We start from the raw sequence: 24,380 nt of genomic DNA, 5'->3' as shown, positions 1-24,380 counted from the left end.
GGGTCAGGGGACGAGAATCGCCCGTCCCCGGACCGTGCCTTGCTCGAGGTCGTGCAGCGCGGCACCGAACTCCTCGAGCGGGTAGCGGGCGGTGTGCAGGGTGACTAGGCCGCGCGCGGCCAGCACCATCAGCTCGGACAGATCGGCGTAGGAGCCGACCAGGTTGCCGATGAAGTTGATTTCGGTGGAGATCACATCGATGGTCGGCACATCGATGCGCCCGCCGTAGCCGATCACGTAGTAGTTGCCCGCCCGGCGCAGCATGGCGACCCCGTCCTCGACGGCCCCACCTTCGCCGACGAAGTCCAGGACCGCTTCGGCCCCGTGCCCGCCGGTGAGGTCCTTGACGGCCTCGACCTGGGTGCCGTTCGCCTCCACGACGTGGTGGGCGCCGAGTTGCTCGGCAAGTTCGAGCGCGTCCCGGGAGCGGTCGATCACGATGATCTCGGCCGGCGACAGCGCCCGCAGCACCTGGATGCCGATGTGCCCGAGCCCGCCCGCGCCGATCACCACGACCTTCTGCGAAGGGCGTAGCGTCGCGGCGGCCTTGCGGACCGCGTGGATGGCGGTGAGGCCCGCGTCGGCCAGCGCCGCCACCTCCGCCGGTTCCAGTGACGGGTCGAGCTTGACGACCGAGCGTGCGTTCGTGCGGAGCAGCTCGGCGTAGCCGCCGTCGGTATCGATACCGGGAAACGCGGAGTTCGCGCAGTGCACGTCGTCGCCGTCCCGGCACGCCCCGCACAGCCCGCAGGTCACCAGCGGGTGCAGGATCACCGGATCGCCGACCGCGACGTTGGTCACCGCGTCGCCGACCGCCTGCACCCAGCCGGCGTTCTCGTGTCCGATGGTGTACGGCAGGGCCACCCCGGACTTCTGCTCCCACTGTCCTTCGATGATGTGCAGGTCGGTCCGGCACACCCCGGCGCCACCGATTTGCACGATCACGTCCAGCGGGCCGGAGACCTGCGGCTCGGGCACCTCGACCAGCTCGGGCCTCTGGTCGTACTTGCTGAGCTGAACCGCCCTCATCGCGGGCCCTCCTGATCTCCGTACCGGGTGCCCAGCAGGCCTCGGCAGAACGCGGAGTTCCCCTCCAGGCTGACCCGGACGGCCTGGGCGAAGCGCAGCGTCTTGGCCCGCTCCCGGGTCGGGACCGGTTGGCCCTGGTCGTCGACCAGGACCAGGTCGTCTCCTCCGGCGGGCAGTCCGAGATCGCGTCGCCGGCGTAACAGCCCCTCGCGCCCCGCCGACTCGGGAACCTCCCGCAGCCGCACGTCGGCCAACGCCTCGATGTCCCACCCCTGGTTGATGAGGTGCCGACACACCCGGTCCAGGCAGGCGAAGTGCGCCTTGCGCTGGAAGGTCCGGCGCAGCTCGTGCAGCTCGTCGGTGGTCTCGCCGGGGAAGGAGCCGGCGAACCCGGCGTCCGAGGCCACCCCGGCATTGATCTCCTCGGCGGCGAAGTGGTCCTCCAGCCGCACCTGGACCTCGACGACGCCGGGCAGCTCCCGCAGCGCGTCCCGGGTGTCGGCGACCATCAGGTAGGCGAAGTTCGGCGCGCAGAAGTAGGTGGGCAGCCGCAGCCGCGCGCTCAGCCCGCTGCCGGGGCCGCCCACGTCGGTGTTGAAGACGGTTAGCTCGCGGACGAAGCCGAGGTCGGTGATCGGCTCGTCCAGCTCCGGGTCGCGGACCTGACCCAGTGCCCGCCAGGCCAGATCGTGCAGCACACCGGACTCGAGGCGCTCGCTCGCGGTGGTCATATCGACATCCGGGTTGCCGAGCCGATCGCCACGGCCGGTGCCTCGCCGTTTGTCGACGCGGTGGCCTCTGATCTGGCACCAGCCGGAACTTCGATGTCGTACAGCCTCGCCGCGTTCAGCCCGAGGATCTTCTTCTTGATGTCGGTGGTGAGCACCCCGTACTCGGACTGCATGTCCTCGGGGATCTGGAAGTCGACGAACTTCTCCACCAGCCATTTGGGCTGCCAGATGGCGTAGTCGCTGGCGAAGGTCAGCCGGTTCTCGTCGAGCCAGTACAGCAGCTCACCGATGACCTTGGCGAAGTAGCGCGGCCGGGACTGGATGAACGGCATCACAACGGCCAGCCCGCCGTAGACGTTCGGCTCCTGGGTGGCGATCCAGCAGAAGTCCTCGAGCCGGGGCAGCCCGACATGCTCGACGATGAAGTTGAGGTTCGGGAATGCGGTGGCCACGTCGTCGACATCGGCGACATCGAACGCGTCGCGGTTGAGCGGGTAGATCGTCGGGCCCTTGTGGATGTGGATGTTGCGGATTCCGAGCTGCTCGCACTTCTCCAGGTAGCGGTAGCTCCACGGGTCGGTCAGCTTGTAGCCCTTCGACTCGCCCTTCCACTCCGCCGTGTAGAGCTTGACGCCCTTGAGACCCCATCGGGCGGCCAGTCGCTCGAGCTCCTCCAGGCCGCCCTCGCCGTCACGGGGGTCGAACGCTCCGTTGACGATGAACTTGCCGGGGTGGTTCTCCACCACAGCGCCGTTGCGCTCGGTGGTGTTGAACCCGTTGATGTAGAAGTCGGTGAGGTAGGTGGGCTGGAAGATGGCCTTGTCCACGTACCCCTCGGTGAACAGGTCGTGCACCAGGTCCTGCTCGGTGTAGCTGCCGAACTTCTCCAACGACCAGACGTACTCGCTCGGGCTGAGGTTGCGGTGGTAGTCGTAGAAGCAGCCGGTGAACCCCTCGCCGTACCGGTTCTTCTGGTTCGAGGGGCCGCCATCCCAGAAATGGATGTGGCTGTCCACCACGAAGTATTGCTCGCCGTCTTTGTGGTACATGTCAGTCCTCCACCGGCCGCAGGTCGAAGTCGATGTAGTCGGCGGCGTCCTCGGGATTGGCGAACAGCATCGTCCGGTCGTCGAAATGGACCATGCGGCCGTAGTGGGTGGACATGATCTCCTCGAAGTCCGTCTGGTCGAACTCCGAACCGACGATGTCGGTGATCTCGGCGAAGTCGAAGGTCAGCACGTTCTTCGCGTCCACCCGGATCATCGAGGGAAACTCCTCGACGGTGACGTCCTCCTTGCCGCGGAGGAGGTCGGCGACGATGTAGCCGATCTGGTTGTTCATCAGGGTGACGCCGCACATGTTGGACGAGCCGGTGCTCGATCCGAACTGCGGCTTCTGCACGCTGGTCACTGGGACAGCTCCTTGGGCTCGGGGAGGTCGAGGTCGGACAGCAGGGCGCGGAAGCCCTCGGTAGCGGCCTGCCACGAGTCGGCGAAGGTCACGGCTTTCTCGTGCGGCTGCGACCAGATCGGCTGCAGCTGGTGCGCGGCCTTGACGCTGAGCGGCACCCAGCGCGCCAACCACCCGGCGAGCACCTCCCGGTTGTGCTCACCGTGGGTCTCGTCGGTGGTCAACAGCCGGAACAGTGCCCGGGTGTAGCGCTGGTCGCGGTCGTAGTCGTTCTCGCCGGCGCCGACCAGGGTCGGGGTGACGTAGTCGCCGTTGCGGGCGGCGATCTGCATGACCAGGTGGCTGCGGAAGAGCACGCCGACCAGCGGCTCGAACACCACGTTGGCGGCGAAGAGCGACTCGGCCCAGTCACCGATCGCGGTCAGCCGCTCGACGTTCTCCCGCACGCCCTGCCAGGCGGGGTCGGTGTGCCAGGCCTGGCGGTGCAGCGTGCCGTCGAAATCGATCTCGGACTCGGTGAGGTCGAGGTTGTACAGCGCCAGGTCCTGTGCGAAGCGCAGCTTGTGGGTGCTGTTGACCGCGATCGCGTTGTTGATCATGTTGGTGGGCGCGGACCGCTGCTCGGACAGGAACACGTGCATGCCCAGGCCGTGCTCGGCGTGCATCCACGCGCCCAGGTGCCGCTCGACGAACCGGGTCCAGCTCGACGACCAGTTGCGGTAGGCGTTGGCCTTCTTCGCATTGGCGAGGTTCAGCTGGATCTGCCGCACCACGTTGGCGTTGTTGCGGTAGATCGTCTGTTCCCATTCCTCGTTGGGGTCGAGGAACCGGTGCCAGTCCTCGGAGCGGAGCTCGGTCCACTCCTTCGGGTAGCCACCCGGGCCGTCACCGAAGCCGTACACCCAGCCCTGGGTCAGGTGCCGGTCCGGGTCGGGCTGGACGTCGAGGGTCACGTCCTCGTACACCGTGGCCCGCAGCTTTGCCGGGGTGAAGTAGTTGTAGGTCCGGCTCTTCGAGCTGGGGAACTCCAGGAGGCCGGCTTCGGCCCCGGTGAACTCGGGTTTCGGGAAGCTCCGCTCGGAGGCGGGCGCGGTGGGGCTGCTCGTCATCGGGCACTTTCTCTCTGCTGGGGGATGGGCGGCACGGTCTAGCCCTCGGCGGCGGCCGAGATGGTGAACTTGTCGTAGAAGACCTGCTCGGCGGGTACTCCGGCGCTCTCCAGCAGCGGCAGCGCCGCGTCGATCATCGGAGGGGGCCCGCACAGGTAGACGTCGCATTGGGCGAGTCCGGGCTCCCGCGCCTCGAGGACCTTCGTGACCAGGCCGGTGGCGCCGGTGCCGTCCCCTGGCCAGTCCTCCGGCCAGCTCTCCGAGAGGCAGGGCACGAAGGTGAAGTTCGGCAGCCTGCCGGCGACCTCGGCGAGCTCGTCCAGCTTGATCAGGTCTTGCTCGGTCCGGGCGCCGTAGTAGTAGACGACCTCCCGGTCACTGCCGCTGTCGGCCATCTGCCGCAGTAGCGACAGCAACGCGGACATGCCCGCGCCGCCGGCGACGAAGACCAACCGCCGATCCGAGGAGACCCGCAGGGTGAACGCGCCGTACGGGCCACTCACCTCCAACTGGTCGCCGACCGACAGCGAGCCGGCCAGCATCTCGGAGAACAGCCCACCGGGATACCGCTTGATGATCAGCTCCAGGCAGCCCTGCTTCGCCACGGCATTGGCCATCGAGAAGGAGCGGCGTTCCTCGGTCCCCGGGACCGCGATGTCGATGTACTGCCCGGGGTGGAAGCGGAACGCGCCAGGATCGGGCAGCGCCAGCCGTACCTGCGAGATGTCGTGGCTGAGCTCGGTGATCTCGGCGACCGTGGTCTGCACCGTCACCACGGGCAGCCCGGACCGGATCATGTCCTCGTCGTAGTTCTCCAGTTCGATCTCGAGATCGCTGTAGGCGTGCGCGCGGCACATCAGCACGTAGCCCTCGTCGCTCTCGTAGTCCGCCAGTGCGAACGTCGAGTAGCGGTCCATCTGGACCTCGCCGTCCAGGACGAACACCTTGCATGCCGAGCACTGGCCTTCGCGGCATCCGTGCATCAGCGACACGCCCTGCCGGAACGCCGCGTCCAGGACGGTCTCGCCTTCGGTGGCCTCGATCTCGATGCCGACCGGCTCGAACCGGACCGTGTGTTTGTCGGCCATCAGCCGCACTCCTCAACGGTGGTGGGGGTGGGGTGGACCGGCCGGGCGGGCCAACGGAGTGCACCGCGACATGCACTCCGGTGGCTGCGCCCGGCTCGGTCCCCACGGGGTGGCTACCGCGCCGGTCAGGCTGCCGGCGTGATGTTCGGGTTCGACTTGTACTCGGCGATGTGCGCCGCGCGCTCGGCGTCGGACATCTGGTTGAGCAGGACGTTCGGGCTGTTGAACTCGATGCCGCGAAGGTTGTCCAGCGTCCAGAGCTTCTTGGGGTCATCCAGGTCCAGGTGCGGCTGCGGGATCAGCGTCTTCCCGTCGTCGCGCACGTAGCCGAGCTCGGAGACCACCTCGGCGAGGTCGCGGCCGTGGTAGAGGGTCTCCCACTCCCGCTTTCCGGTCAGCCGGCCCATGTTCGGTGTCGGGCGGCCCTGGTACTCCGAGCGGAACGCGACGGCGTCTGTCCAGTGGCAGGTTTCCGAGCAGTAGGTGCGCCACTGGTCGTCGACCTTGTCGGTGACCATGTCCTCGCGGATGAGGCAGGGCACCATGCAGGTCCAGCAGCGGTGCGGGTACTGGTAGCCGACGTCCTCGAACGCGATCGGCTTGTGCCCGTTGGGCTTGCTCAGCCGGGCGTAGGCCTCCCACCACTTGCCGAACTGGTTGTACCAGCCGGGGTACTTGTGCTCGAACCACTCGAAGTCGGCGTCGGTCATCGGGTCGATGCGCCAGAAGTTGACCGGCCATCCGGTGGCGAAGAACTGGGCGACGCGGTGCACGTAGAAGCCGTTGTTGATGCGGTCCCAGGCCTGCTCCACCAGGTCGTGCGGGATCACCAGGCCGTACTTCTCCAACGGGATCAGGTAGCTGCGGTAGTAGTCGTCGTAGATCCAGCGCTGCCACATCTCGGCGTAGCTGTCGCGGTCCTTGCGGCGGTCCTTCGAGCCGTACTCGATGAACGTGCCGATGGCCGCGTCGACGACGCAGTGGTTGTTCCACCAGGCGTAGCGCAGGTCGCGCTCGAGCAGTGTGCGGTTCTCCTCGTCGGCCAGCGCCATCAAGAGGATGGAGTAGCCGTTGGAGATGTGCCGTGACTCGTCGGACTGCACCGAGTGGAAGACGGTCGGCAGCAGGTAGTCGCCATTCGCGGCGGCCTCGCTTGGCATGGCGACGAACAATGTGTTGGTGAACGCCGTCTCCGCGACCACGGTGAGGTAGATGTTCGCCGCGGTGATCGCGTCGCCGGTGATGAACCCCTCGCCGAACTGCCGGCCGATGGTGCCCGCGTAGTTGTTCGCGAACGCCTTCTCGGTCATGTCGAAGCCGGCCGGGTCGATGTAGTGGTTCATGTAGAGGCGCTTGAGGTTCATCTGGATCGTCGAGTGCCGAACCTCGTCGATCATCTGCACGGCGAGGCCGTTGTGGATCTCCGGGTTCGGTACCGCGTCGATGGCCATCGGCATCGCGCGGGCCGCGGAGATCTCCGGGAACGGGATGATAGACAGGAACAGCTTCTGCCACTCCATCCACCGCTCCTGCACCTGCCGGAACATGTTGCCCCGGATGGCGCCGTCCATCGCGCCGAAGACGCGGTTGTCCTTCTCCTCCTCCATCGGGAAGTAGGAGCGCAGGATCTGCTTGAGCGGGTCCTTCTTCGGGGCCTTGTCGAACTTGTAGTCCGTGCCGAACCGCTTCGCGGGAGTGGCGAAGGTCGGTTCCCAGGACAGCTCCGTGATCTTCTTGTGTGCCTTGCTGAGACTTTGTCGGCTCACGCCTGACCTCCGGTGCTCGGATTTTTGTCGGCTCGTCATCGCGGTGCCTGGAATCAGACATGGCGCGACGGTCTCGATGCGTCTCAAGGCTGAGACCTGTCCCACAGTCAGGCGGGGCTACCGTTTTGGTACGCGTCTACGGACCGGGAGAGCGATGGAGCACCCACGACGGCACCGCGTGGCCGCACAACGCCTGGTGGCGGAGGCCCGTGCGCACTTCCTGGCCTCTGAGCAGGGCGCCGCCGTAGACGTGCGAGCGGCGATCCTCGACTCCTGGCGGCGATGCCAGGACTGGAACGTGTCGGCCGACAGGGTCGAGGTGCGGTATGTCGGCAGCGCGAACCTCGACACCCCACTGGTTGAGATCGCACGGCCGCAGCTGGACCAGCTGGCCGACCTCCTGAGCGGCGAACCGGTGAGCGTGATCCTCACCGATCTGGACGGCGTCGTTCTCGGCAGATCCACCGACGACACGGCACTGGAGAGAAAGCTTGACCAGGTCAACCTCGCTCCCGGCTTCGCCTACGCCGAACGCGAGGTGGGTACCAACGGCATCGGCACCGCTCTGCAGCGCAACAGCACGGTCGCGGTCATCGGCAACGAGCACTACGCCGACGGCCTGGCCAACCTCGCCTGTTTCGGCGCGCCCATCCGGAACCCGGTGAGTCACAAGACCATCGGCCTGCTCGACCTGACCACCTGGCACCGGACAGCCACACCCCTGCTGGCGGCGCTCGCCGCGAAGACCGCGACCTGTATCGAGAAGACCCTGCTCGCCGCGGCGGGCCAACGGGAGCTGGCACTGCTACGTCAGTACCACGCGACCTGCCGACGCACCGGCCTGCCGGTACTGGCGACGAACAACGACGTCATGATGATGAACGAGGCTGCCCGGCTGACACTCGGGCCGGAGGATCAGTCACTGTTGCTCGCCCAGGCCGCAGACACGATCGAGAGCGGCCGCCCCCGCACCCTGCTCGTCGAGCTCACCGACAATGTCGCACAGCTCGAGTGCACGCCGGCGTGGAGCGAGTCCGGGCTGGCCGGATGCGTGGTCGCCGTCCGATTCGACGCACCGGTGGTGGACCTCGGGACCGCTCCCCGTCGCGGGCCCTCGGCCGTACCGGGCCTCGCCGGCTCGAGCCTGACCTGGAAGCGCTGCTGCCGCGACGCGCTACGCGCATATCGGGACGGAGGGCCCCTGCTGCTGGTAGGAGAGCCGGGGGCGGGCAAGCTCGCGATGGCGAACGCCGTCCACCGGTATCACGCGCCGGAGAGGTTCGTGGACGTGTTCGACGCCGGCGCAGCCGCGACCGCCGACAGCTGGCTCCACAATGTGCGGGTCGCTCTGTCGGCCGGGCGGGGCACCGTCGTGCTGCGTCGCATCGACCTGCTGCCGACGGAGATCCTCCCGAACCTTCTCGCGGAACTGCGGCCGGTGGCGCAGCACACCGGAGGCGGCTCAGCGCCGCGGCTGGTGGCGACGACCAGGACAACCGACCTTGGCCCCGGCTTCGACGAGCTTCTCGACCTGTTCGCCGTCACCGTCGCCGTGTCACCACTGCGGCATCGGCCGGATGACCTCCGCGACATCGTCCCGGTCCTGCTGACTCGGCTGCGCCCCCGTGATCCGGTGCGCTGCTCACCGCAGGCCATGAACTACTTGCTGCGGGGCCGGTGGCCCGGGAACGTGACCGAACTGCAGGCCGCGCTGAGCAGCGCAGTCCAAAAGTGTCGTTCCGGTGTCATCGAACCTCAGGACCTGCCACCCGGCTGTCGCGCGGTGAGCCGAAGCATGCTCACCCCGCTCGAGTCGCTCGAACGGGATGCCATCGTCAACAGCCTCACCGCGACGAACGGAGACAAGCTCGCCGCGGCCAAGGAACTCCACATGTCGCGGGCGACCATCTACCGCAAGATCAGGCGCTACGCGATCGATCTTGTCAGGTGAGCTTCCGGACAGGCAGAAAGGATCGGTCCCGCCATCCACAGTAGAGGGACGGTTACTCAGAGTGTCCGAGGGGCTGCTGCAGAACGCGCTGCAGGCCGGGCGGCTGGTTGCGTCCCAGCCCGGTATTCGGTCCTCCCGGTCCTCCCGGTCCTCCCGGTCCTCCCGGTCCTCCCGGTCGGCGCGATGGCGGACGCGTTGACTTCACCGCCGAGGGCTGTGTGGCCGGGTCGGTGGATGAACTCAACGACGGTGCGTACCGCGCCGGGCGGGAGGGCGCCGGGCAACGCTCTTCTTTGTGGGGGCAGGTTTGCCCGGTGTTGGGGTTCCGTCTCGGTGGGGGGTGCGTGAGCTGTTGACCGTGCGCCCGCGGACGATCCCGATGAACTCTTCCATCAGCTCGGTGTTCTCCGCGTCCGGCCAGGCGAGACCGACGCCTGCCCCCGGCGCGTCGGCCAGCGGTCGGTAGACGAGGTCCCGGCGGTGGTGGAGGCGGGCCAGCGACTGGGGGACGACCAGCAGGCCGACGCCCGCGGCGACGAGCTCGATCGCCGCGGCCGTCGTCGCGGGGGCGAACTCCGCGGACCGCCCCGGCCGGTCACCGGGCCAGACGAGTGTGTCGTCCTGCGGGCGGAGGACGATCTCGTCGGCCAGGTCCGCGACCGTGGCCTCCTCGGTCGCGGCGACCACGTGTTCCTTCGGGACGACGGCCACGATGGTCTCGGTGTAGAGCGGGATCGTGTGGAGCCCGGTCCGGTCGATCGGCAGCCGGAGCACGGCTGCGTCCACCGCGCCGGTCCGGATCAGCTCCACCGCCTCGTCCGTGGTCGCCATGACCAGCTCCAGGGGCACGTGGGGACAGCGCTCGGCCCAGATCCGCACCCACTTGCCCGGCGTGACGCCTGGAACGTAGCCGAGCCGGAAGGCTGCGGTGTCGCCCGGCTCGGTCACCGGCCCATGCTATCGGCTGGTCCGGCCCCGATATCCTGGGCATATGACGCGGCAGAGGTCGACCCAGACGATGAAGCCCGCGACGGCGGCGAAGAAGCTCGGCGTGCACCCCGACGCGACGCCCGACGAGTTCCGGGCCGGGGTGGTCTCGCGTGACGAGCTCGACGCCCTGCAGGCCGATCCGCCCGAGTGGTTGCGCGAGCTGCGACGCAACGGCCCGCACCCCCGCCAGGTCGTCGCGGATCGACTGGGAGTGTCGATCTCCGGGCTGGCTCGTGCCGAGATCACCGAGCCGCTGACCACGGCCCAGATCGCGGCGTTGAAGGAGGAGCAGCCGGAGTGGCTGCGCCGCGAGCGCAACACCCGGGCCGAGGCGCAGCGCGCGGAGGCCCGACTGCGGGCCGAGCGGTCCGAGAGGCGTCCCGACGATCCGGCCGGGGGATGAGCGGGGTCCGTTCGGCGTCGGTCACCCGCTAGGCAATGTGGCCACGAAGCATCGGCGGTGACACCGAGCGCCGATCACGCGTCGGGCAGCAGACCAACCAAGCAGTCACCGACGAGAACAGCGTCGTGTTCTGGACCGCGAAGCAACAAGCCTTCGAATGGCTCCGCGACGCAGTCGAGCACGCCATGCGTGCAGCGATTGGCCCCGCACCGTCGGCCGCTGCGGCACCGGATCCGGTCGCCCGGAAAGACTTGCCCTTCGAAGCGGTCGGGGGGTTCGGTGTCCGACCACACGTCTCGAAACGGCGAGTCGCGATCTCTCCGGGCAGAGGTGAACCATGGATGCTGGTCGCTGGTGTGGTTGGCTACGAAGTCCAACATCACCCGAATGCCGCGTTCGCCAGCGCCATTCAGAAAAGCACAGAAATCGCCTAAGCTGCCGAACTGAGGGTGAACGCCGTAATGGTCGGTTATGTCGTACCCGCCGTCCCGTCGCGGCGAAGGGTGGATCGGGTTGAGCCAGATCGTTGTCACGCCGAGCCGCGAGAGGTAATCGAGTCGGCTCGTCATTCCAGCAAAATCGCCCACGCCGTCCACCCAACGGTGGCGAACAACCGTTGCCGACTCTGTCCCGCTCCGACCTGACGGACCTCGGCCTGCCGACACCAAATCTATGGCGCCCTTTCCGCCACTGTCCGGTGTACCGGTTACCATATTCGCTCTGATAGGCCCGACGAGTCCAACAAGGGATCCAATATTTCGACCTGGTGCACGATTCGTGACCGGCTCACCTCCAGTTCGATTTGACAGGAGGCGGACACCGAGTGCGGGGAGGCTCAACCGGCTCGCTTATCCCGCGGCCGGCCGCACCGCTGCGCACGTGTTCACATCGGAGTCACAAAGAACGTCGGCCTACACAGTAAGGCAGACACATGCTCGGCATCGTCGTCAGCCCCGGGGCTCCCGGCCGGGAGCGATTGGGCCAGCTGGAGGAGCCGAGCCGGCGCGAGGACCAACTGCTGATCAAGACGTTAGCGCTCGGGGTGTGCGGAACAGACCGTGAAATCCTTCAGGGCCGTTATGGCTGGTCTCCGCCGGGGCGCGACTGGCTGGTGCTCGGTCACGAGTCGCTCGGGCGGGTCGCGGTAGCACCCGAGGGCGCTGATTTCGCGGTGGGTGACCTCGTCGCTGGGATCGTGCGGCGACCGGATCCCGATCCCTGTGTCTGCTGCGCTCGGGGCGAGTTCGACATGTGCCGAAACAACCGCTACCGCGAGCGGGGCATCAAGGAACTCGACGGCTACGGCGCCGAGTGGGTGACGCTCGAGCCGGAGTTCGCCGTCAAGGTAGACCCGTCACTGGGTTCGCTCGGCGTCCTGACCGAGCCGACCAGCGTCGTCGCCAAGGCTTGGGAGCAGATCGATCGCATCAAACATCGGGCATGCCCGCCGCTGGCGAGAGCGCTGATCACCGGCGCGGGACCGATCGGTCTGCTGGCAGCGCTGCTGGGCGTCCAGCGAGGGCTCGAAGTCCACATCCTGGACCGGGTGCGGGACGGCCCCAAGCCGGAGCTGGCCCAGTTGCTGGGCGCCTCGTACCACAGTGGAACGGTCGCGGATGCGTGCCACGCGGCGGATCCCGACGTCGTGCTCGAGTGCACTGGAGTGCCTGAGCTTGTGGTCGACGCCGTGCGGGTCACGCCACCGGCGACGGTTGCGTGCTTGCTCGGGGTCTCCTCTCGCGGGCGAGCCCTTAACGTCGACGTGGGAACGCTCAACAACAACTTCGTTCTGGGAAACGATGTCGTGTTCGGATCTGTCAACGCGAACCGTCGCCATTTCGCCGCCGCCGCCGACGCGCTGGCCGCCGCTGAACCCGAATGGCTCGCTCGCCTGATCACTCGCCGTGTTTCGCTCGCCGAATGGAGGCAGGCCCTCGACAAGCGTGGCAGCGAGATCAAGACGGTCATCGACTTCACTCTTGACGGGCAATAGAAATGAGCAGGGAGATGAAATGAGGTTAGGAATTGTCGGCCTCGGTCGGATGGGCGCCAACCTTGCGCGCGCCGCGATCGAGCACGGCCACACCCTGGTGGGTTACGACTCGGAGGCGAGCGCCACGAACGAGCTCGCCGCCGACGGGATGGAGCCGGCGGCATCGCTTGAGGATCTGATCGCCAAGCTGAAATCGCCGAGAATCGTGCTCATCTATGTTCCCCATGGTGATCCGACCGAGCGCGTGTGCGAGCAGCTGCGGGCACTTTCCGCGCCCGGCGACGTCGTGGTGGACGGCGGGAACTCACATTGGGAGGACTCGCGCCGCCGTCACTGCGAGTTCGCCCGGGCCGGCATCCGATTCGTCGACCTCGGCACGAGCGGCGGACTGTGGGGCGCGCGACACGGTGCATGCTTTATGGCCGGTGGTGACAGCGCGGGCTACGCACTGATCGAGCCGCTGCTGAAGGATTTGGCGTTTGATGAACGTGCCACGCTCTTCGTGGGCCCGCCCGGCTCGGGCCACTTTGTGAAGCTGGTCCATAACGCCATTGAATTCGGGATGGTGGAATCGATCGCCGAGGGTGCTGAGCTGTTGATGCGCTCGGAGTTAGACCTCGACCTGCCGGCCGTGTTCGATAACTGGAGCCACGGCTCGGTCATCCGCTCGTGGTTGGTGGAACTGATGCGCGACGGATTGCGCGACAACCCCGACTTGTCACGACTGTCCACCTATGTCGAGGACACCGGTGAAGTGAAATGGTTGCTGTGCTGGGCGCTGGAGCGCGACATCCCGTCGCTGGTGGTCTCTGACAGCCAGCAAGCGCTCATGAGCTACCGCGACCTCGACACGCCGGCGGCCAAGGCGGTTGCGTTGCTTCGGCACGGCTTCGGCGGGCACCCGGTGCACGAGGTTGTCGAGGGGTTGGTGCGTTCGTGACCGGCGAGCGGCGCCAGATCCTACCCAGGCCCCGAATGGTGATCCGAGGTTCGCCTGCCGATGCACGGTGACGTTCATGCTGGGGACTAGAGCGACTCCGCTGTGGTGAGTGCGATCTTCACCGGGATGACCTGGGTGACCTTCTGGAAGTTTCCTGAGCTGTTGGGGCTCGGGAAACAGCGAGAACATCGCGGCGGCAGCGCCCTGGATCTCCTCGACTGTGCCGGTGACCGGAACGCCTTTGTAGGATCTCCGCCGCCGCCAACGCCAACGCGTTGCTGGAATTCGCCGTGTGCTTGTGGTGACCGGTGAATCTGAGCAGTCATTCCGATGGAATCCAGAGGGCATCGAGTTGCTCATCCTCATGTTATTGATCTTGGTGATGGCGATCACCACGTACGCATGGCAGCGTTATGTGTCTCCCGTCGGACCGGAGGCCAACGGAACCGGCGGCCGCGGCGGGCAGCGAACGGGAATGACCGGCCCGGTCCATATCGTCACGCGATGTCGTCACGCGGGGGCAGGAGCGGTACGCGAGGTTGCGCCCTATGGCGCGATGCAGCGAAACCGCGCGTGGACCACTGTGGAGGTCACACCAAGCCGGACTGTCGCAACCGATGTGCCTGACCGGGGGCGGACCGAATGAGGAGATCAGATGTCGACTGAGCGGGAACGCGAGGCTCTGTGCGAAATCGAGAAGCGGCTGTCCGCGGAGAACCCCCGCCTCGCCGCCTTTATGGCGCGGGACATGTCGACCTCATCATTTCGAGCGAGGAAGCGCATTCAAGACATTATGCTTGTGGTCGCGGTGCTGCTGGCCACACTCTGTATAGCCCTGTCGGAGCCGGCAGCGGGACTAGTGGCGGGGCTGTTCGCCGGCGCCGTTTTTGCGATTCGTCAATGCGGCCGGGCACGGGGTTCACGCGCTCGGCGATGGCGTAAATCCGACGAGCCGTAACTCGAGGCCATAGGAGACTAGGCGGGAAGAGCTGTCAAATGATCACAGATATCGCGGTGGAGCGGATTTGTTTCCGCTGCCCCGAGTCGCACTGGCAGTCGGAGGCTGAATACGACGTCGTGCTCTACGTCGACGCGGTCGGCGATACGTGGGAGTTCTTCTCGCTGAACGGCGTGCCGATGCCGTCTCCATACGATGTCGACGGTGCTCCGTTCTGCCCGGTGTGTCACCGAGTGGTACCGGGAAGACCGATCGCGCGGCGGTTCATCCCGGTACCACCCGGTGCGGAAGGCCGGCCGCGGCGAAGGATTCGGGACAGCGACGAACACCGTGCCACCCGGGAAGATCTCCCGATGCTGTCCGGCGCGCCGGCAAGCCAAGGCCACTAGCGCACCGGACCTACCGGTCTTCCTCCGGGCGGTCCGCCCTCACGAGCGGTGTGTCGACTAGGTGTTCGGCGAGGAACCAGGCCTCCATCTCGCCCGTCCGGATGACCTCGGACACCAACAGGTCGTTCGTGCCGTCATCCCCCAGCTCTGCGACGTGAGCAGCGGCGTCATGCGCATCGATGAGGATGGACTCGTGCGCCTCCAGGAGTCGGGAGAGCATGGCCGGGACCTCCTCGACCCCGTCCGGCGAGCGGGGAATCTGGGTGAGCTCGGCGACGTGTCGCGGGTCGCCAACGGCCACTCCACCCAGGGTCTGGATGCGTTCGGCGAGGGTGTCGATCAGCGCGAGCTGCTCGCCGGCATGCTTGTCGAGCAGGAGGTGCAGTTGGTAGAAGGTATGGCCGCGCACCAGCCAGTGGTGCTTCTTGTACAGCGCGTAGAGGATCTGGGTGTCGGCCGAGATGCGATTCAGCCGTTGGCAGGAGTACATACGGGCATCGCGCGACAGGGCGAGCGGGAAGTGTCGCACTGTGCCGAATGACTGCACTTCGCGACCGCGTTGGTGCAGCCATGGTTGGGTGCCGACAGTCCGGCTGGGCGTGGTGGTCACCGGCACTCCTCAGCGTGGGGATGTGTCGGCTAATACTGACCCGCCGGAACGCGGGCGGCCCCCGGTCCATGAGGTTGAATCGCGTAGCCGAACCTCACCCCGCCGGATCGGCGCCCTCACCAATATTTATTGCCAGGGTGGAGCCGGCACGACGAACACCGAGCAACTGATCTCCATATCGCTCGAGCTGAGGGGTGATCATGACTGCGTCGTCTGAGGCTCAGAGCGAGCAGCGCGGACTCGTTTCGCGATGCGTTGGCGAGGCGTACGAGGTGCTTGAGCTGATTCCGGGGGTGAACCCGAACGGGCCGGCGCTGGTGTGGCTCGCCGAGCGGTTCCTCGAGATCGAGCGGGCGGATTCGAAGTCGCCGAGCTGACCATCTCCGGTGGACGTATGGCCCCGGTGGGCGCAGCGCGGGAGGTCGCCGTTGCCGGATTCCCCCCGCGTGCGTACCCAGATCAGCATCATGCGGCGGTTGACCTCCGCGGTGGTCATCGTGCTGGCCCTCGGCGCCATGCTGATGACGTTCGATGCCCTGCGCACTCTGGGCGTGTCCCTGCTTGCGTCGGCGGGTGTGGCCGGTGCGATTGCTGGTCTCGCGGCGCAGACAACCCTGCGCAACATCCTGGCCGGGCTGCAGCTCGCGCCTGCCCCCTAGGGGAGGACGCCAGCCAATTCGCTCGGCAGCGTGGATTTCAAGTCCCGCCATTCTCCGTCGGTAACGTACTCCCGGAGCGCCCGAAGAACGGTCTGCGCGAGCCGTTCCGGGCCGCCTTCGACTTCGTAGGGGAACTCCCGCCGGATCCGCTCAAAGAACTGATCCCGGTTGAGCTTCATCGGGACCCTGCTGGGATCCCAGCCTTCGTAATAGATGCCGCGGATGAGCACGGGCAACTGGGCGGCGAGCTGTGCGGCCTCGTCTACCGGTAGCCGGTCACGAAGTGCGTGCAGCACCGAGCGCAGCGCGTGGTAAGACAGGTTGCGCTGGTCCTTCGACCACCCGAGCGCCGCCTCGATTTGCTTGAGCACGTGGTTGGTCTTGTCGATCGTGGTGTCGAACGGCGGAAATCCAATGTCAACCATGCGGATGTATCCTTTCCATGTGGATCGGGCCGCTGGCCGGAATGACTTCATCTCGATGACGATTGGGTCGCGTTCACCGATGATGTCAGCTGGGCGGCTACGAAACGGTTCCGCGGGCTGAGCAGACCGTTGCCCCCTGCCGTGCACAACCCGGCAGCCCGTTCCTGCGCGCGTACTCGGGGGCGTGTCGCTGTTCCACTGTGCCCTCGCGGGAATGCCCAAGCCTGGGCCCGAGGGCACCAGGGTTGAATCCGAACTCGGTCCCCACAGGACGAGTGGCCGCGGAGCTCCCGCTTGGATCCCCGCTCGCACAGGGTCCACGTCGTCGGTGCGCCCCACAGGCGACATCGTTGCCCTGTCGTGGCCAGGCTACCGGTGCGGAATTGCTGTTCACGGACGAAGCCCTTCACCCCACGCGCGTGCACAGTGGGTGAGATTCGTGGATCCGAGAGGAGGCACCGGTAGCGCTATGGACATTGACCGATTCACTACGCTTGTCGCGCAGCTGGCCGGAATCGACCGGGCGAGTTCTCAGCGGGTCGTTGAGGCTGTGCTGAGCACCCTGGCCGAGCATCTCAGCCGTGGCGAGGCCGCCGACGTTCTGGTCAGATTGCCGCCGGAGTTGCAGCCGTACCTGCACACCGCTGGTTCGCCGGAGCGGTTCGGGGTCGCGGAGTTCGTCCACCGAGTGGCGCGCCGAGACGGCAGCGATCCGGGGACGGCGGAGAAGCTCGCCGCCGCGGTCTTCCTGGTGCTGAGGCAGGCTATTGGCGAGGACGAGTTCGCTGACCTCTCCGCGCAATTGCCCCGTGAGTACGCACCGTTGCTGTCCGGTCGATCCGTTCTCGACCCGAGCGAGAGGATGCTGGCCCGGATCGCCAGCCTCAATGACACGAGCGTCGAGCAAGCACGCCGCCTGACCGAGGCAGTGCTGGAGACACTCGCGCAGCGGATCGCGCCCGGCGATGTGGTCGACCTTGCCGCGCGGCTTCCCGTGCAGCTGCACCAACCTCTCCGTCGAGGGGTGGAATCACCGGACCGGCGAATGTCGGCGCGGGAATTTGCCGCGCGGGTGTCCGATCGCGCCGGGATCGACGTCGAGAGGGCAGTGCGCGACATCCCCGCGGTCCTCGCGGTTCTGCGCTCAGATATGGGTGACGAGTTCTTCGACATCAGAGTGCAACTGCCGGGCGACTACTGGCCCCTGCTGGGTATCGGCCCGGCCGACCGAGGATCGGGAAAAGCGGGCGACCGCCGAGGCTAGTGACCTGGTCGCCTCGCTGCGCCGAAGCGATCATCACAGGCCTGTTCGCCTCGGCACGCGTGCTCATGATCGCCGATCTGAGAGTGTGGTCCAGCTCAACGAGTTCCGCCTAGCGCCACGAACCGGGGCGCGCCTCGGCCGACCTAAAGATCGCATCATCCGTCGCAACCACCGCGCGCGTGAGACTTGTTGACGGTCAGTACCGTCCCCGGAACCGGCCTCGAGAACTTCAACCTGGGATCTGCAAATAGTCGTCGCAGGATTGGCACAGCGGGGGCAACGCCACTGTGCACGGCGGCCGGACCGAGCTCCCCCCATGCGCGGCTCGCGCTCACCGACGCTCTCACTGCTGCCCGAAGTGCACGAAGCGGCCTCCTACGGGTAGCAGAGTTCCTCGACGTAGATGCGCGGCAGCTCGGAGGCGATGTCGTGGAACTCCTTGGGTAGGACCGCGTCGCGCGTCGTCGACAGCACGGCGCGCGCGTGCTCTCGCGCTACCTCGGCCGGCACCCTTTCGCGCTCGGCTATGCGGGTGACGAACTCGTCCAGCGTCATCTTGCGGGCAAGTCCATCGGATGCCATTTTGCCGCGTCCGCGTTCCAGGGGTGGGTGCAGCTCAACGGGCAGTTCGTGGATGAGATCCCGCACCTCACCCCCAGTGATCCGTTCCGCGAGGATCTCGAGCGTTGCCTCGGTGGCGCGGGCGGCGATGTCTCGATCGACTCCGGCGCGGTCAGCGACCCGGTCCAGAAACTCCCCGACAGGCCACGGCGGCGGCGGTCGCCGAGCCGGGCCGAGCAGCGGATCGAAGTCCTTGGGGAGCTCCGCGACGAGGGGGTCGAGGGCGTCGGCCGGGATTGCCCGGCTCAGCGCGTAAAACACCGCACGGACCCGCCGGGCGGCCGAGTCGACGTCGACCTCCTGCGCGGTGGCCACTCGACGTACGAACTCCTCGTCGTCGAAGGTCTCCCGAGGATATTTGGGCGAGAACCATCCCCGGGTCGGCTCGGGGGCATGCCGGGTGACCTCGGCGAGTGGTCCCCGGTGAATTCGGCGGGCCAGGGTCACCACCACATCGCGGGTCGCGCGCTCGGCGGCTGCCGCGTCGACACCCGCTCCGCGAGCGACGATCGAGAGGAACCGGTCATAGTCCATCTCCACCCCATCCAGTCGCGTCATCTCCGTACTGGGACCGGGCCGGACGGCCCGCACGGTTCAAAGTGCTCTCGACGCAGGCGGGCACACCACGGCACGGCAGGTTCGATCTCCGCTGGATTTCCGGCACCGCGGGGTGAGTTCGTGCTCATCTTTCGACCCAACTGGGCATACCGGTCGCCTGGCAAATCCACCTAGCGTGAATCGGACCGGCTCCGGCGAGAACCCCAGCCGCTAGGGGAGGTCTGATGCCCGGCCATCAACCGCGTGGCTCCCGTACCCGTAGGCGCAAGCGTCGGGTACGCAGCCAGGAACCCATCGTGATGAACGAAGCCGTGGTGCGACGCACTGTCCTCGCCACAGCGATGGGCAATGCCATGGAGTGGTACGACTTCGGCATCTATAGCTACCTGGCGGTCGTCCTGGGGAGGGTGTTCTTCCCGAACACCGGCGGGAGCGGGCTGCTCTACAGCTTCACCGCGTTCGCGGTGGCCTTCGTCGTCCGCCCGATCGGCGGTGTGCTGCTGGGCCTGCTCGGCGACCGTGTCGGGCGCAAACGCATCCTGACCGCGACCATCTTGGTGATGGCCGTGGCGACCTTCTCCATCGGCCTGATCCCCAGCTACGACTCCATCGGCATCTGGGCGCCAATTCTGCTCTTCGTGGCGCGGCTGGTGCAGGGGCTGTCCGCCGGCGGCGAGTACAGCGGTGCCTCCACCTTCATCAGCGAGTCGTCGCCGGACCGGCGCAGAGGTTTCCTCGCCTCCTTCCTCGAGTTCGGCACGGTCACCGGGTTTGTGCTCGGGGCGGGGCTGGTCACCGGGCTCACGGCGGCACTTGGCGACGCGAGCATGCAGCAGTGGGGATGGCGGGTGCCGTTCTTGCTCGCCGGGCCGCTCGGCCTGATCGGGGTGTGGCTGCGGCTTCGCATAGCCGAGACCCCCGCGTTCGAGCGGACGGAGAGTGCGGAGCGGCAGCGCTCGGCTCGCAGCCGCTTCCGCGACGTCGTCGTCCAGCAACGACGCGCGTTGCTCTTGGCCATCGCGGTGGTGCTCGCCCTGGACGTCACCAACTATCTGGTGCTGTCGTATTTGCCGAACTATCTGAGCGGCACGTTGGGCTACGACACCACCCACAGCTTGCTGCTCACCGTGGTGACCATGCTGGCGATGCTGGGCGCTATTCCCTTCGTGGGCCGACTCGCCGACCGGGTCGGGCGACGCCCGGTCCTTGCCGCGGCATGCCTGGGTTACCTCGTGCTTTCGGTGCCCGCACTCTGGCTGCTCCAGCACGGCAGCGGGTCAGCGACCCTCGCCGGTCTACTGCTGCTCGGGCTATGCCAGACGCTGTTCATCGGCACCACCCCAGCGGCGCTGCCAGAGATGTTTCCGACGTCGCACCGCTACTCCGGGATGGCTCTGGCCTTCAACATCGCGGCCTCGTTGTTCGGCGGGACCGCGCCCATGGTCGCCGAATACCTCGTCCGCACGACAGGGAACCTCTACACGCCCGCCTACTACATGATGGCCGCTGGGCTGGTCGGGCTGGTCGCGGTCTGGATCATGCGAGAGACCGCCCAGCAACCGCTCCAGGGATCACCTCCCGCGATCAGCGAGATCGATTCCAGTGACGGTCGCTCGGGGCCGGGCTGACGTGGCACGCACACGCCAATCGACGTTTGCGGCACGCAGGGAGTACTTCGGCGGGCCGCACACGCCTCGCGCGGAGGCCATCCGTCCCGCCGTGTTCGCGGTGGTGCGTAATCAGCGCGGCCAGGTACTGCTGGCTCAGCGAGCCGACACTGGGCGTTGGGAACTCCCGGGGGGTTGGATCGAGGTCGGGGAGTCTGCCCGTGCTGCCCTGGTCCGCGAGGTCGCCGAAGAGGCTGGGATCGCGATCGAGGCCACCGCCGTCGCCGGGATCTACAGCGACCCGGGCCAGGTGATCGCCTACGCCAATGGGCCGATCTATCAGCAATTCGCCGTGTGCTTCCATGCCACCGCTTCGACTGATCAACAACCCCAGCCCGACAACAAGGAGACCGCGGCCGCCACCTGGTTTGATCCGGAAGCCATCGACCAGCTGGGCATGCACCGGGCTATTCGGCGACGCCTGGCCCACGCCCTGAACGAACCCGACAAGACACACTTCGATTAGCGCGTGTGCGCCAAGTTGATGAGCCGGGGCCGATCCCGGACAGGCCATCACCCCGGGCTGCGCGGCATCCATGGTGGGGCTCGATGGCGGGTAACGTTCGCCGCGCGTCACGCAACGTGCACAACTGGGCGACGGGATCGGTTGGGTTCAGACTCGCGCAGGATTTCGTGGGTCACCATGGCTACCTCGCCGATACCGAACACGAGGTAGCGAATCAGGTTGAGTACCGGGTTACCCTCGCTCCATTCGAAGTAGACATGTGGACGGGTACCGCTACGCCCATGAATGTCGAGTAAGAGTGCGGCAATTGCGTTCGGTACCGAGGGGCTGACCAGTCTGAGGACCCGAAATCCCTGAGTCTCCTGGCCGGTGACCAGGAGTGCCGCCTCGAAATCCGACGGGTCGCTGATGGTGACTTCGACCAAGAGGATGTAGCCCGGGTCCGGAATGTTGTGCACCGCGCAAGCACGGTCGATCTTCCGGCGGTAGTCAGCCTGGCCACCACCCTCGCAGGGATCGCTGGCCAGAATCCGGAGGGGGTCCCGCGCGCGCCGCCTGATGAATCGCTCCGCTACGGGGTCGAGCGTTACCGAGGTGACCCGGAGCTCGAACGCCCGCACCACCCGAGACGAAAACGATACGACAAGAATGCCGAAGATGAAGAACGCCGCGATCTGGATACCCTCCGGTCGCTCGAGGATGTTCATGGCGGTTGTGTAGGCCAGAATCGCCGAGAGCACGCCGAACATGGCCGCGCTACGCCGTTGCCCAGAACGGCGGGCGGACAACGCTACCGCCATCGCGGCTGAGGTGATCAGGACCAGGACGCCGGTGGCATAGGCACCGGCTTGGGCGTCTACGTCAGCCCGGAACAGCACTGTGACCAGTAGCCCGATCGCGGTGAAGATCAGGACGAGTGGGCGTACCGAGCGGGCCCAATGCGGTGCCATGCCATAGCGGGGCAGGTAGCGCGGCACCAGATTGAGTAGGCCGGCCATTGCCGAAGCCCCGGCGAACGACAGGATAGCGATGGTACTGAAGTCATAGATGGTGCCGAATCCGTTGCCCAGCTGCTGGTGCGCAAGATACGCAAGCGCCCGTCCATTCGCGGCTCCGCCCGGGGCGAATTCCGCCGGCGGTATCAGCAGCGTGGCGACGGTGCTGCTGGAGATGAGGAACGTACTCATGATCAGTGCGGCGGTAACCAGAAGCGCATGCGTTCGACGGATGCGCCCCTCGGGGTGGTCCTCCGTGTCGTCGGGGTCGCCCTCGATCAGCGGCATAACCGCCACGCCCGTCTCGAATCCGGACAACCCGAGGGCGAGCTTCGGAAATACCAGCAGCACAACACCGATCATCGCCAGCGGACTATGGTGCTCCGCGAGCAACATACGTTGCCAGTCGGCGAACAGCCACGGCCGTGCGAGGACTTCCCCGAGTGACGTCGCGATCACCACGAGGTTCAGCGACAGGTAGGTTACGACTATGCCCACCGCGAGGCCGATGGCCTCGGTGAAGCCGGCAAGGAACACCCCGCCGAGCAATATCAGCAGCAAGAGCGTGCACGCCACCCGATTGCTGTGCACGAAGGTCGGGGCAAATGGATTCTCGGCGAGGTGGGCGGTCGCGTCCGCGGCGGACAGCGTCATCGTGATCAGGAAGTCGGTGGCCGCAAATCCGAGCAGGACCAGAACGGTGAGCTTTCCCCGCCAGAATGGAAGCAACCGTTCCAGAATCGCGATCGACCCCTCGCCGTTTGGGCTCTCGCTGCCGACCCGCCGATACACCGGCAGCACGCCGCCCAGTGTGACCGCCACCAGTACGAGCGTGGCCAGCGGCGAGAGGGAGCCGGCGGCCAGCGCGGCGATACTCGGCTGATAGCCGAGCGTGGAGAAGTAGTCCACACCAGTGAGGCACATGACCTGCCACCACGGGTGACGCCGCTGGTCGCGCCGTGGCTGTGTGTGCGGACCGTGATGTCGTGCCGATCTGTCGGCCAGACCGTGGATTAACCAGTGTCGGGTGCGGCCGCGACGGGTGAGACCAGGCGGGTGTGCCGCGCCCATGGGAACACTCTGCGCGCAGGCTATCCGGTTGCAACCAACCCACCGGGGCGAGATACCCGGGCGCACACCGGCCCGGCAGAACGACCGGCAGCAACCGCGCCGACTCCCGATTACGGCTCCAGCAGTTGCGGATCTTGCGTGATCAAATCAGCGGCACGACGCCCCCGATTTGGCAATGATCGGTCTGCTGATCTCCGGCGTCTGCGGACTTGTACGGTGCGCACAGCTGCGGCCGCCAGCCGCCTCGTCGCGGGCCGTGCGGCTCCCTCTGGTGCTCACCGGAAACCCCCGCAATAGACCTGAGGGCTGGATGTTGACCGACCCGAGGGCGAGCCACCGCCTATCAGCTGCGCCTGCTGAGCTATCCCCCTGCCGGCTGGCGCACCAACAGCGCGAGGGCCTTACCGCTGTCGCCGGTGGGGGGCTTCACCCTGCCCGCGGCCCTGTGCGAACGCAAGGACCAGGCATTGGGACAGCTCGCCCCATCGCGCTCGCCGCGCCCGATGATGCCGTCGAATGAAGGCCCAGGTTCGTACGCCGCCCCACCATTGTGGCCCGTGGGAGATATTCCTCATCTGACCACGCGATGTCCGATCGACGAGGAGGTCTGACCTTGCCCTTGCGAGTCCGACAGGGGGCGCGGTTATGGCGGTGTCGGGGTGAGGTGAACCCGCCTTCAGCAGAGCAGGATCGTCCGATAAGCCGGCGATGCCGGCATGGCGTGATTGGAGAGGACGCCATGGTCGCATTCGGCTATACCCTGCTCACCGAACAGCGCGGCTCACGCCGGCTCGTCAGCGACCTGGCCGATGCGATGGTGGCCGTGCAGCCCAGGGCCGACCTGGTGCGCTGGTTCGACGACGTGGCGGGCGCGACGGTGCACAAGATCGGGCGACTACCGATTGGCTGGGACCGTGACGGGGCCACGGCCGTAGCTCGGGCCCACGAGCAGTTCCGCTGGTTCGCCGGCGGCTGGAAGGTTAACGCCGAGCTTCCCGGCACCGCGGCCTTCGCCTTCCGCCAGCCAGTGCGTGCAACCCGAGGACGTGGCCGCGTCGATCGTGTGCGGACCCGACGTCCCCGCGCACATCGAGGGGTTTCGCCCCTTCGCCGAAGCGGGTTTCAGGCACGTCGCGCTGGCGCAGGTGGGTGGGGACACCCAGCCGGAATTCCTGGAGTACGCCGCGCACGAGCTGATCCCGGCGCTGCGAGAGGCATACGGCAAGGCCGAGGAACCGGTGATCCGGAGGCGCTGATGGCCGGAAGGCCGCGGATGGGGAGGTGCGG

Annotated in this window: 24 protein-coding genes; 11 read left to right on the top strand and 13 right to left on the bottom strand. The window is 66.9% G+C overall.

The window, feature by feature from the left end:
- Nucleotides 1–3: 3 nt before the first annotated feature.
- From ACTXG6_RS37405 to ACTXG6_RS37375, 7 genes are all read right to left on the bottom strand, one after another.
- Entirely contained in the window at nucleotides 4–1,029 is a 1,026-nt protein-coding gene (locus ACTXG6_RS37405; protein ID WP_445184041.1) for an NAD(P)-dependent alcohol dehydrogenase, read from the bottom strand.
- Complete coding sequence (locus ACTXG6_RS37400; protein ID WP_445184040.1) at nucleotides 1,026–1,760, bottom strand: iron-sulfur cluster assembly protein; 735 nt, start codon at nucleotides 1,758–1,760, stop codon at nucleotides 1,026–1,028. The genes ACTXG6_RS37405 and ACTXG6_RS37400 overlap by 4 nt, the downstream gene beginning before the upstream one ends.
- The gene (locus tag ACTXG6_RS37395) at nucleotides 1,757–2,809 is read right to left on the bottom strand and encodes an amidohydrolase family protein (protein WP_445184039.1); all 1,053 of its coding nucleotides are present in this window, start codon (nucleotides 2,807–2,809) and stop codon (nucleotides 1,757–1,759) included. The genes ACTXG6_RS37400 and ACTXG6_RS37395 overlap by 4 nt, the downstream gene beginning before the upstream one ends.
- A gap of 1 nt (nucleotide 2,810) precedes the next feature.
- Complete coding sequence (mimD, locus tag ACTXG6_RS37390) at nucleotides 2,811–3,170, bottom strand: propane 2-monooxygenase effector subunit MimD (RefSeq protein WP_445184038.1); 360 nt, start codon at nucleotides 3,168–3,170, stop codon at nucleotides 2,811–2,813.
- Nucleotides 3,167–4,279 carry an aromatic/alkene monooxygenase hydroxylase subunit beta gene (locus ACTXG6_RS37385; RefSeq protein ID WP_445184037.1) on the bottom strand — a complete coding sequence of 371 codons (1,113 nt, stop codon included), beginning with the start codon at nucleotides 4,277–4,279 and terminating at the stop codon, nucleotides 3,167–3,169. Before ACTXG6_RS37385 ends, mimD begins: the two co-directional genes overlap by 4 nt.
- A gap of 38 nt (nucleotides 4,280–4,317) precedes the next feature.
- On the bottom strand, nucleotides 4,318–5,367 hold the full coding sequence (locus tag ACTXG6_RS37380; RefSeq protein WP_445184036.1) for an FAD-binding oxidoreductase: 1,050 nt from the start codon (nucleotides 5,365–5,367) through the stop codon (nucleotides 4,318–4,320).
- Between the two features lie 125 nt (nucleotides 5,368–5,492).
- Complete coding sequence (locus tag ACTXG6_RS37375; protein ID WP_445184035.1) at nucleotides 5,493–7,133, bottom strand: methane monooxygenase; 1,641 nt, start codon at nucleotides 7,131–7,133, stop codon at nucleotides 5,493–5,495.
- A 178-nt stretch (nucleotides 7,134–7,311) separates the two neighbouring features.
- Between ACTXG6_RS37375 and ACTXG6_RS37370 the strand changes: the two genes are divergently transcribed.
- Nucleotides 7,312–9,084 carry a sigma-54-dependent Fis family transcriptional regulator gene (locus ACTXG6_RS37370; protein ID WP_445184034.1) on the top strand — a complete coding sequence of 591 codons (1,773 nt, stop codon included), beginning with the start codon at nucleotides 7,312–7,314 and terminating at the stop codon, nucleotides 9,082–9,084.
- 240 nt (nucleotides 9,085–9,324) lie between these two features.
- Here ACTXG6_RS37370 and ACTXG6_RS37365 read toward each other — a convergent pair whose 3' ends face one another.
- Nucleotides 9,325–10,032, bottom strand: coding sequence for a LysR family substrate-binding domain-containing protein (locus tag ACTXG6_RS37365; protein WP_445184033.1), 708 nt, complete (start codon nucleotides 10,030–10,032; stop codon nucleotides 9,325–9,327).
- A gap of 43 nt (nucleotides 10,033–10,075) precedes the next feature.
- Here ACTXG6_RS37365 and ACTXG6_RS37360 point away from each other — a divergent pair, with 43 nt between their 5' ends.
- A complete protein-coding gene (locus tag ACTXG6_RS37360; protein ID WP_445184032.1) occupies nucleotides 10,076–10,477 on the top strand; it encodes a DUF5997 family protein in 402 nt (133 codons plus the stop codon).
- Between the two features lie 74 nt (nucleotides 10,478–10,551).
- Here ACTXG6_RS37360 and ACTXG6_RS37355 read toward each other — a convergent pair whose 3' ends face one another.
- On the bottom strand, nucleotides 10,552–11,064 hold the full coding sequence (locus ACTXG6_RS37355) for an alpha-amylase family glycosyl hydrolase (RefSeq protein WP_445184031.1): 513 nt from the start codon (nucleotides 11,062–11,064) through the stop codon (nucleotides 10,552–10,554).
- 344 nt (nucleotides 11,065–11,408) lie between these two features.
- On the opposite strand from ACTXG6_RS37355, the gene ACTXG6_RS37350 reads away from it, so the two are divergent.
- The 4 genes from ACTXG6_RS37350 (at nucleotide 11,409) to ACTXG6_RS37335 (ending at nucleotide 14,757) form a co-directional block, all read left to right on the top strand.
- A complete protein-coding gene (locus ACTXG6_RS37350) occupies nucleotides 11,409–12,470 on the top strand; it encodes a glucose 1-dehydrogenase (RefSeq protein ID WP_445184030.1) in 1,062 nt (353 codons plus the stop codon).
- 19 nt (nucleotides 12,471–12,489) lie between these two features.
- On the top strand, nucleotides 12,490–13,410 hold the full coding sequence (gene gnd / locus ACTXG6_RS37345; RefSeq protein WP_445184029.1) for a phosphogluconate dehydrogenase (NAD(+)-dependent, decarboxylating): 921 nt from the start codon (nucleotides 12,490–12,492) through the stop codon (nucleotides 13,408–13,410).
- Between the two features lie 655 nt (nucleotides 13,411–14,065).
- Nucleotides 14,066–14,368, top strand: a complete 303-nt coding sequence (locus ACTXG6_RS37340; protein WP_445184028.1) for a DUF3040 domain-containing protein — start codon at nucleotides 14,066–14,068, stop codon at nucleotides 14,366–14,368.
- 38 nt (nucleotides 14,369–14,406) lie between these two features.
- The gene (locus ACTXG6_RS37335; protein ID WP_445184027.1) at nucleotides 14,407–14,757 is read left to right on the top strand and encodes a hypothetical protein; all 351 of its coding nucleotides are present in this window, start codon (nucleotides 14,407–14,409) and stop codon (nucleotides 14,755–14,757) included.
- Between the two features lie 10 nt (nucleotides 14,758–14,767).
- On the opposite strand, the gene ACTXG6_RS37330 is transcribed toward ACTXG6_RS37335, so the two are convergent.
- On the bottom strand, nucleotides 14,768–15,367 hold the full coding sequence (locus ACTXG6_RS37330) for a Dps family protein (protein ID WP_445184026.1): 600 nt from the start codon (nucleotides 15,365–15,367) through the stop codon (nucleotides 14,768–14,770).
- 446 nt (nucleotides 15,368–15,813) lie between these two features.
- On the opposite strand from ACTXG6_RS37330, the gene ACTXG6_RS37325 reads away from it, so the two are divergent.
- Nucleotides 15,814–16,026: a hypothetical protein gene (locus ACTXG6_RS37325; RefSeq protein WP_445184025.1), complete on the top strand. Its 213-nt coding sequence runs from the start codon at nucleotides 15,814–15,816 to the stop codon at nucleotides 16,024–16,026.
- On the opposite strand, the gene ACTXG6_RS37320 is transcribed toward ACTXG6_RS37325, so the two are convergent.
- A complete protein-coding gene (locus ACTXG6_RS37320; RefSeq protein WP_445184024.1) occupies nucleotides 16,023–16,451 on the bottom strand; it encodes a DUF2267 domain-containing protein in 429 nt (142 codons plus the stop codon). The two genes, ACTXG6_RS37325 and ACTXG6_RS37320, sit on opposite strands and share 4 nt — an antisense overlap.
- A 214-nt stretch (nucleotides 16,452–16,665) precedes the next feature.
- Here ACTXG6_RS37320 and ACTXG6_RS37315 point away from each other — a divergent pair, with 214 nt between their 5' ends.
- Entirely contained in the window at nucleotides 16,666–17,715 is a 1,050-nt protein-coding gene (locus ACTXG6_RS37315) for a DUF2267 domain-containing protein (protein WP_445190208.1), read from the top strand.
- A gap of 375 nt (nucleotides 17,716–18,090) precedes the next feature.
- On the opposite strand, the gene ACTXG6_RS37310 is transcribed toward ACTXG6_RS37315, so the two are convergent.
- Entirely contained in the window at nucleotides 18,091–18,894 is an 804-nt protein-coding gene (locus ACTXG6_RS37310; protein WP_445184023.1) for a DUF2267 domain-containing protein, read from the bottom strand.
- 314 nt (nucleotides 18,895–19,208) lie between these two features.
- Between ACTXG6_RS37310 and ACTXG6_RS37305 the strand changes: the two genes are divergently transcribed.
- Both ACTXG6_RS37305 and ACTXG6_RS37300 read left to right on the top strand, forming a co-directional pair.
- A complete protein-coding gene (locus ACTXG6_RS37305) occupies nucleotides 19,209–20,522 on the top strand; it encodes an MFS transporter (RefSeq protein WP_445184022.1) in 1,314 nt (437 codons plus the stop codon).
- A 91-nt stretch (nucleotides 20,523–20,613) separates the two neighbouring features.
- Nucleotides 20,614–21,027: an NUDIX hydrolase gene (locus ACTXG6_RS37300; RefSeq protein ID WP_445184021.1), complete on the top strand. Its 414-nt coding sequence runs from the start codon at nucleotides 20,614–20,616 to the stop codon at nucleotides 21,025–21,027.
- Nucleotides 21,028–21,134: 107 nt separating this feature from the next.
- On the opposite strand, the gene ACTXG6_RS37295 is transcribed toward ACTXG6_RS37300, so the two are convergent.
- Nucleotides 21,135–22,931: an amino acid transporter gene (locus tag ACTXG6_RS37295; RefSeq protein ID WP_445184020.1), complete on the bottom strand. Its 1,797-nt coding sequence runs from the start codon at nucleotides 22,929–22,931 to the stop codon at nucleotides 21,135–21,137.
- Between the two features lie 1,193 nt (nucleotides 22,932–24,124).
- On the opposite strand from ACTXG6_RS37295, the gene ACTXG6_RS37290 reads away from it, so the two are divergent.
- Nucleotides 24,125–24,349, top strand: a complete 225-nt coding sequence (locus ACTXG6_RS37290) for a hypothetical protein (protein WP_445184019.1) — start codon at nucleotides 24,125–24,127, stop codon at nucleotides 24,347–24,349.
- The last annotated feature ends 31 nt before the right edge of the window (nucleotides 24,350–24,380 follow it).

Source organism: Pseudonocardia sp. Cha107L01 (assembly GCF_052566575.1).
This window is presented reverse-complemented; position numbering and strand designations above follow the sequence as displayed.

Excerpts from the sequence above, each read along its gene's own strand:
- ACTXG6_RS37310 (WP_445184023.1), bottom strand. The coding sequence starts at position 18,894 with ATGACGCGACTGGATGGGGTGGAGATGGACTATGACCGGTTCCTCTCG.
- ACTXG6_RS37380 (WP_445184036.1), bottom strand. The coding sequence starts at position 5,367 with ATGGCCGACAAACACACGGTCCGGTTCGAGCCGGTCGGCATCGAGATC.
- ACTXG6_RS37385 (WP_445184037.1), bottom strand. The coding sequence starts at position 4,279 with ATGACGAGCAGCCCCACCGCGCCCGCCTCCGAGCGGAGCTTCCCGAAA.
- gnd (WP_445184029.1), top strand. The coding sequence starts at position 12,490 with ATGAGGTTAGGAATTGTCGGCCTCGGTCGGATGGGCGCCAACCTTGCG.
- ACTXG6_RS37400 (WP_445184040.1), bottom strand. The coding sequence starts at position 1,760 with ATGACCACCGCGAGCGAGCGCCTCGAGTCCGGTGTGCTGCACGATCTG.
- ACTXG6_RS37335 (WP_445184027.1), top strand. The coding sequence starts at position 14,407 with ATGATCACAGATATCGCGGTGGAGCGGATTTGTTTCCGCTGCCCCGAG.
- ACTXG6_RS37350 (WP_445184030.1), top strand. The coding sequence starts at position 11,409 with ATGCTCGGCATCGTCGTCAGCCCCGGGGCTCCCGGCCGGGAGCGATTG.
- ACTXG6_RS37395 (WP_445184039.1), bottom strand. The coding sequence starts at position 2,809 with ATGTACCACAAAGACGGCGAGCAATACTTCGTGGTGGACAGCCACATC.
- ACTXG6_RS37320 (WP_445184024.1), bottom strand. The coding sequence starts at position 16,451 with ATGGTTGACATTGGATTTCCGCCGTTCGACACCACGATCGACAAGACC.
- ACTXG6_RS37315 (WP_445190208.1), top strand. The coding sequence starts at position 16,666 with ATGCCCAAGCCTGGGCCCGAGGGCACCAGGGTTGAATCCGAACTCGGT.
- ACTXG6_RS37360 (WP_445184032.1), top strand. The coding sequence starts at position 10,076 with ATGACGCGGCAGAGGTCGACCCAGACGATGAAGCCCGCGACGGCGGCG.
- ACTXG6_RS37340 (WP_445184028.1), top strand. The coding sequence starts at position 14,066 with ATGTCGACTGAGCGGGAACGCGAGGCTCTGTGCGAAATCGAGAAGCGG.
- ACTXG6_RS37405 (WP_445184041.1), bottom strand. The coding sequence starts at position 1,029 with ATGAGGGCGGTTCAGCTCAGCAAGTACGACCAGAGGCCCGAGCTGGTC.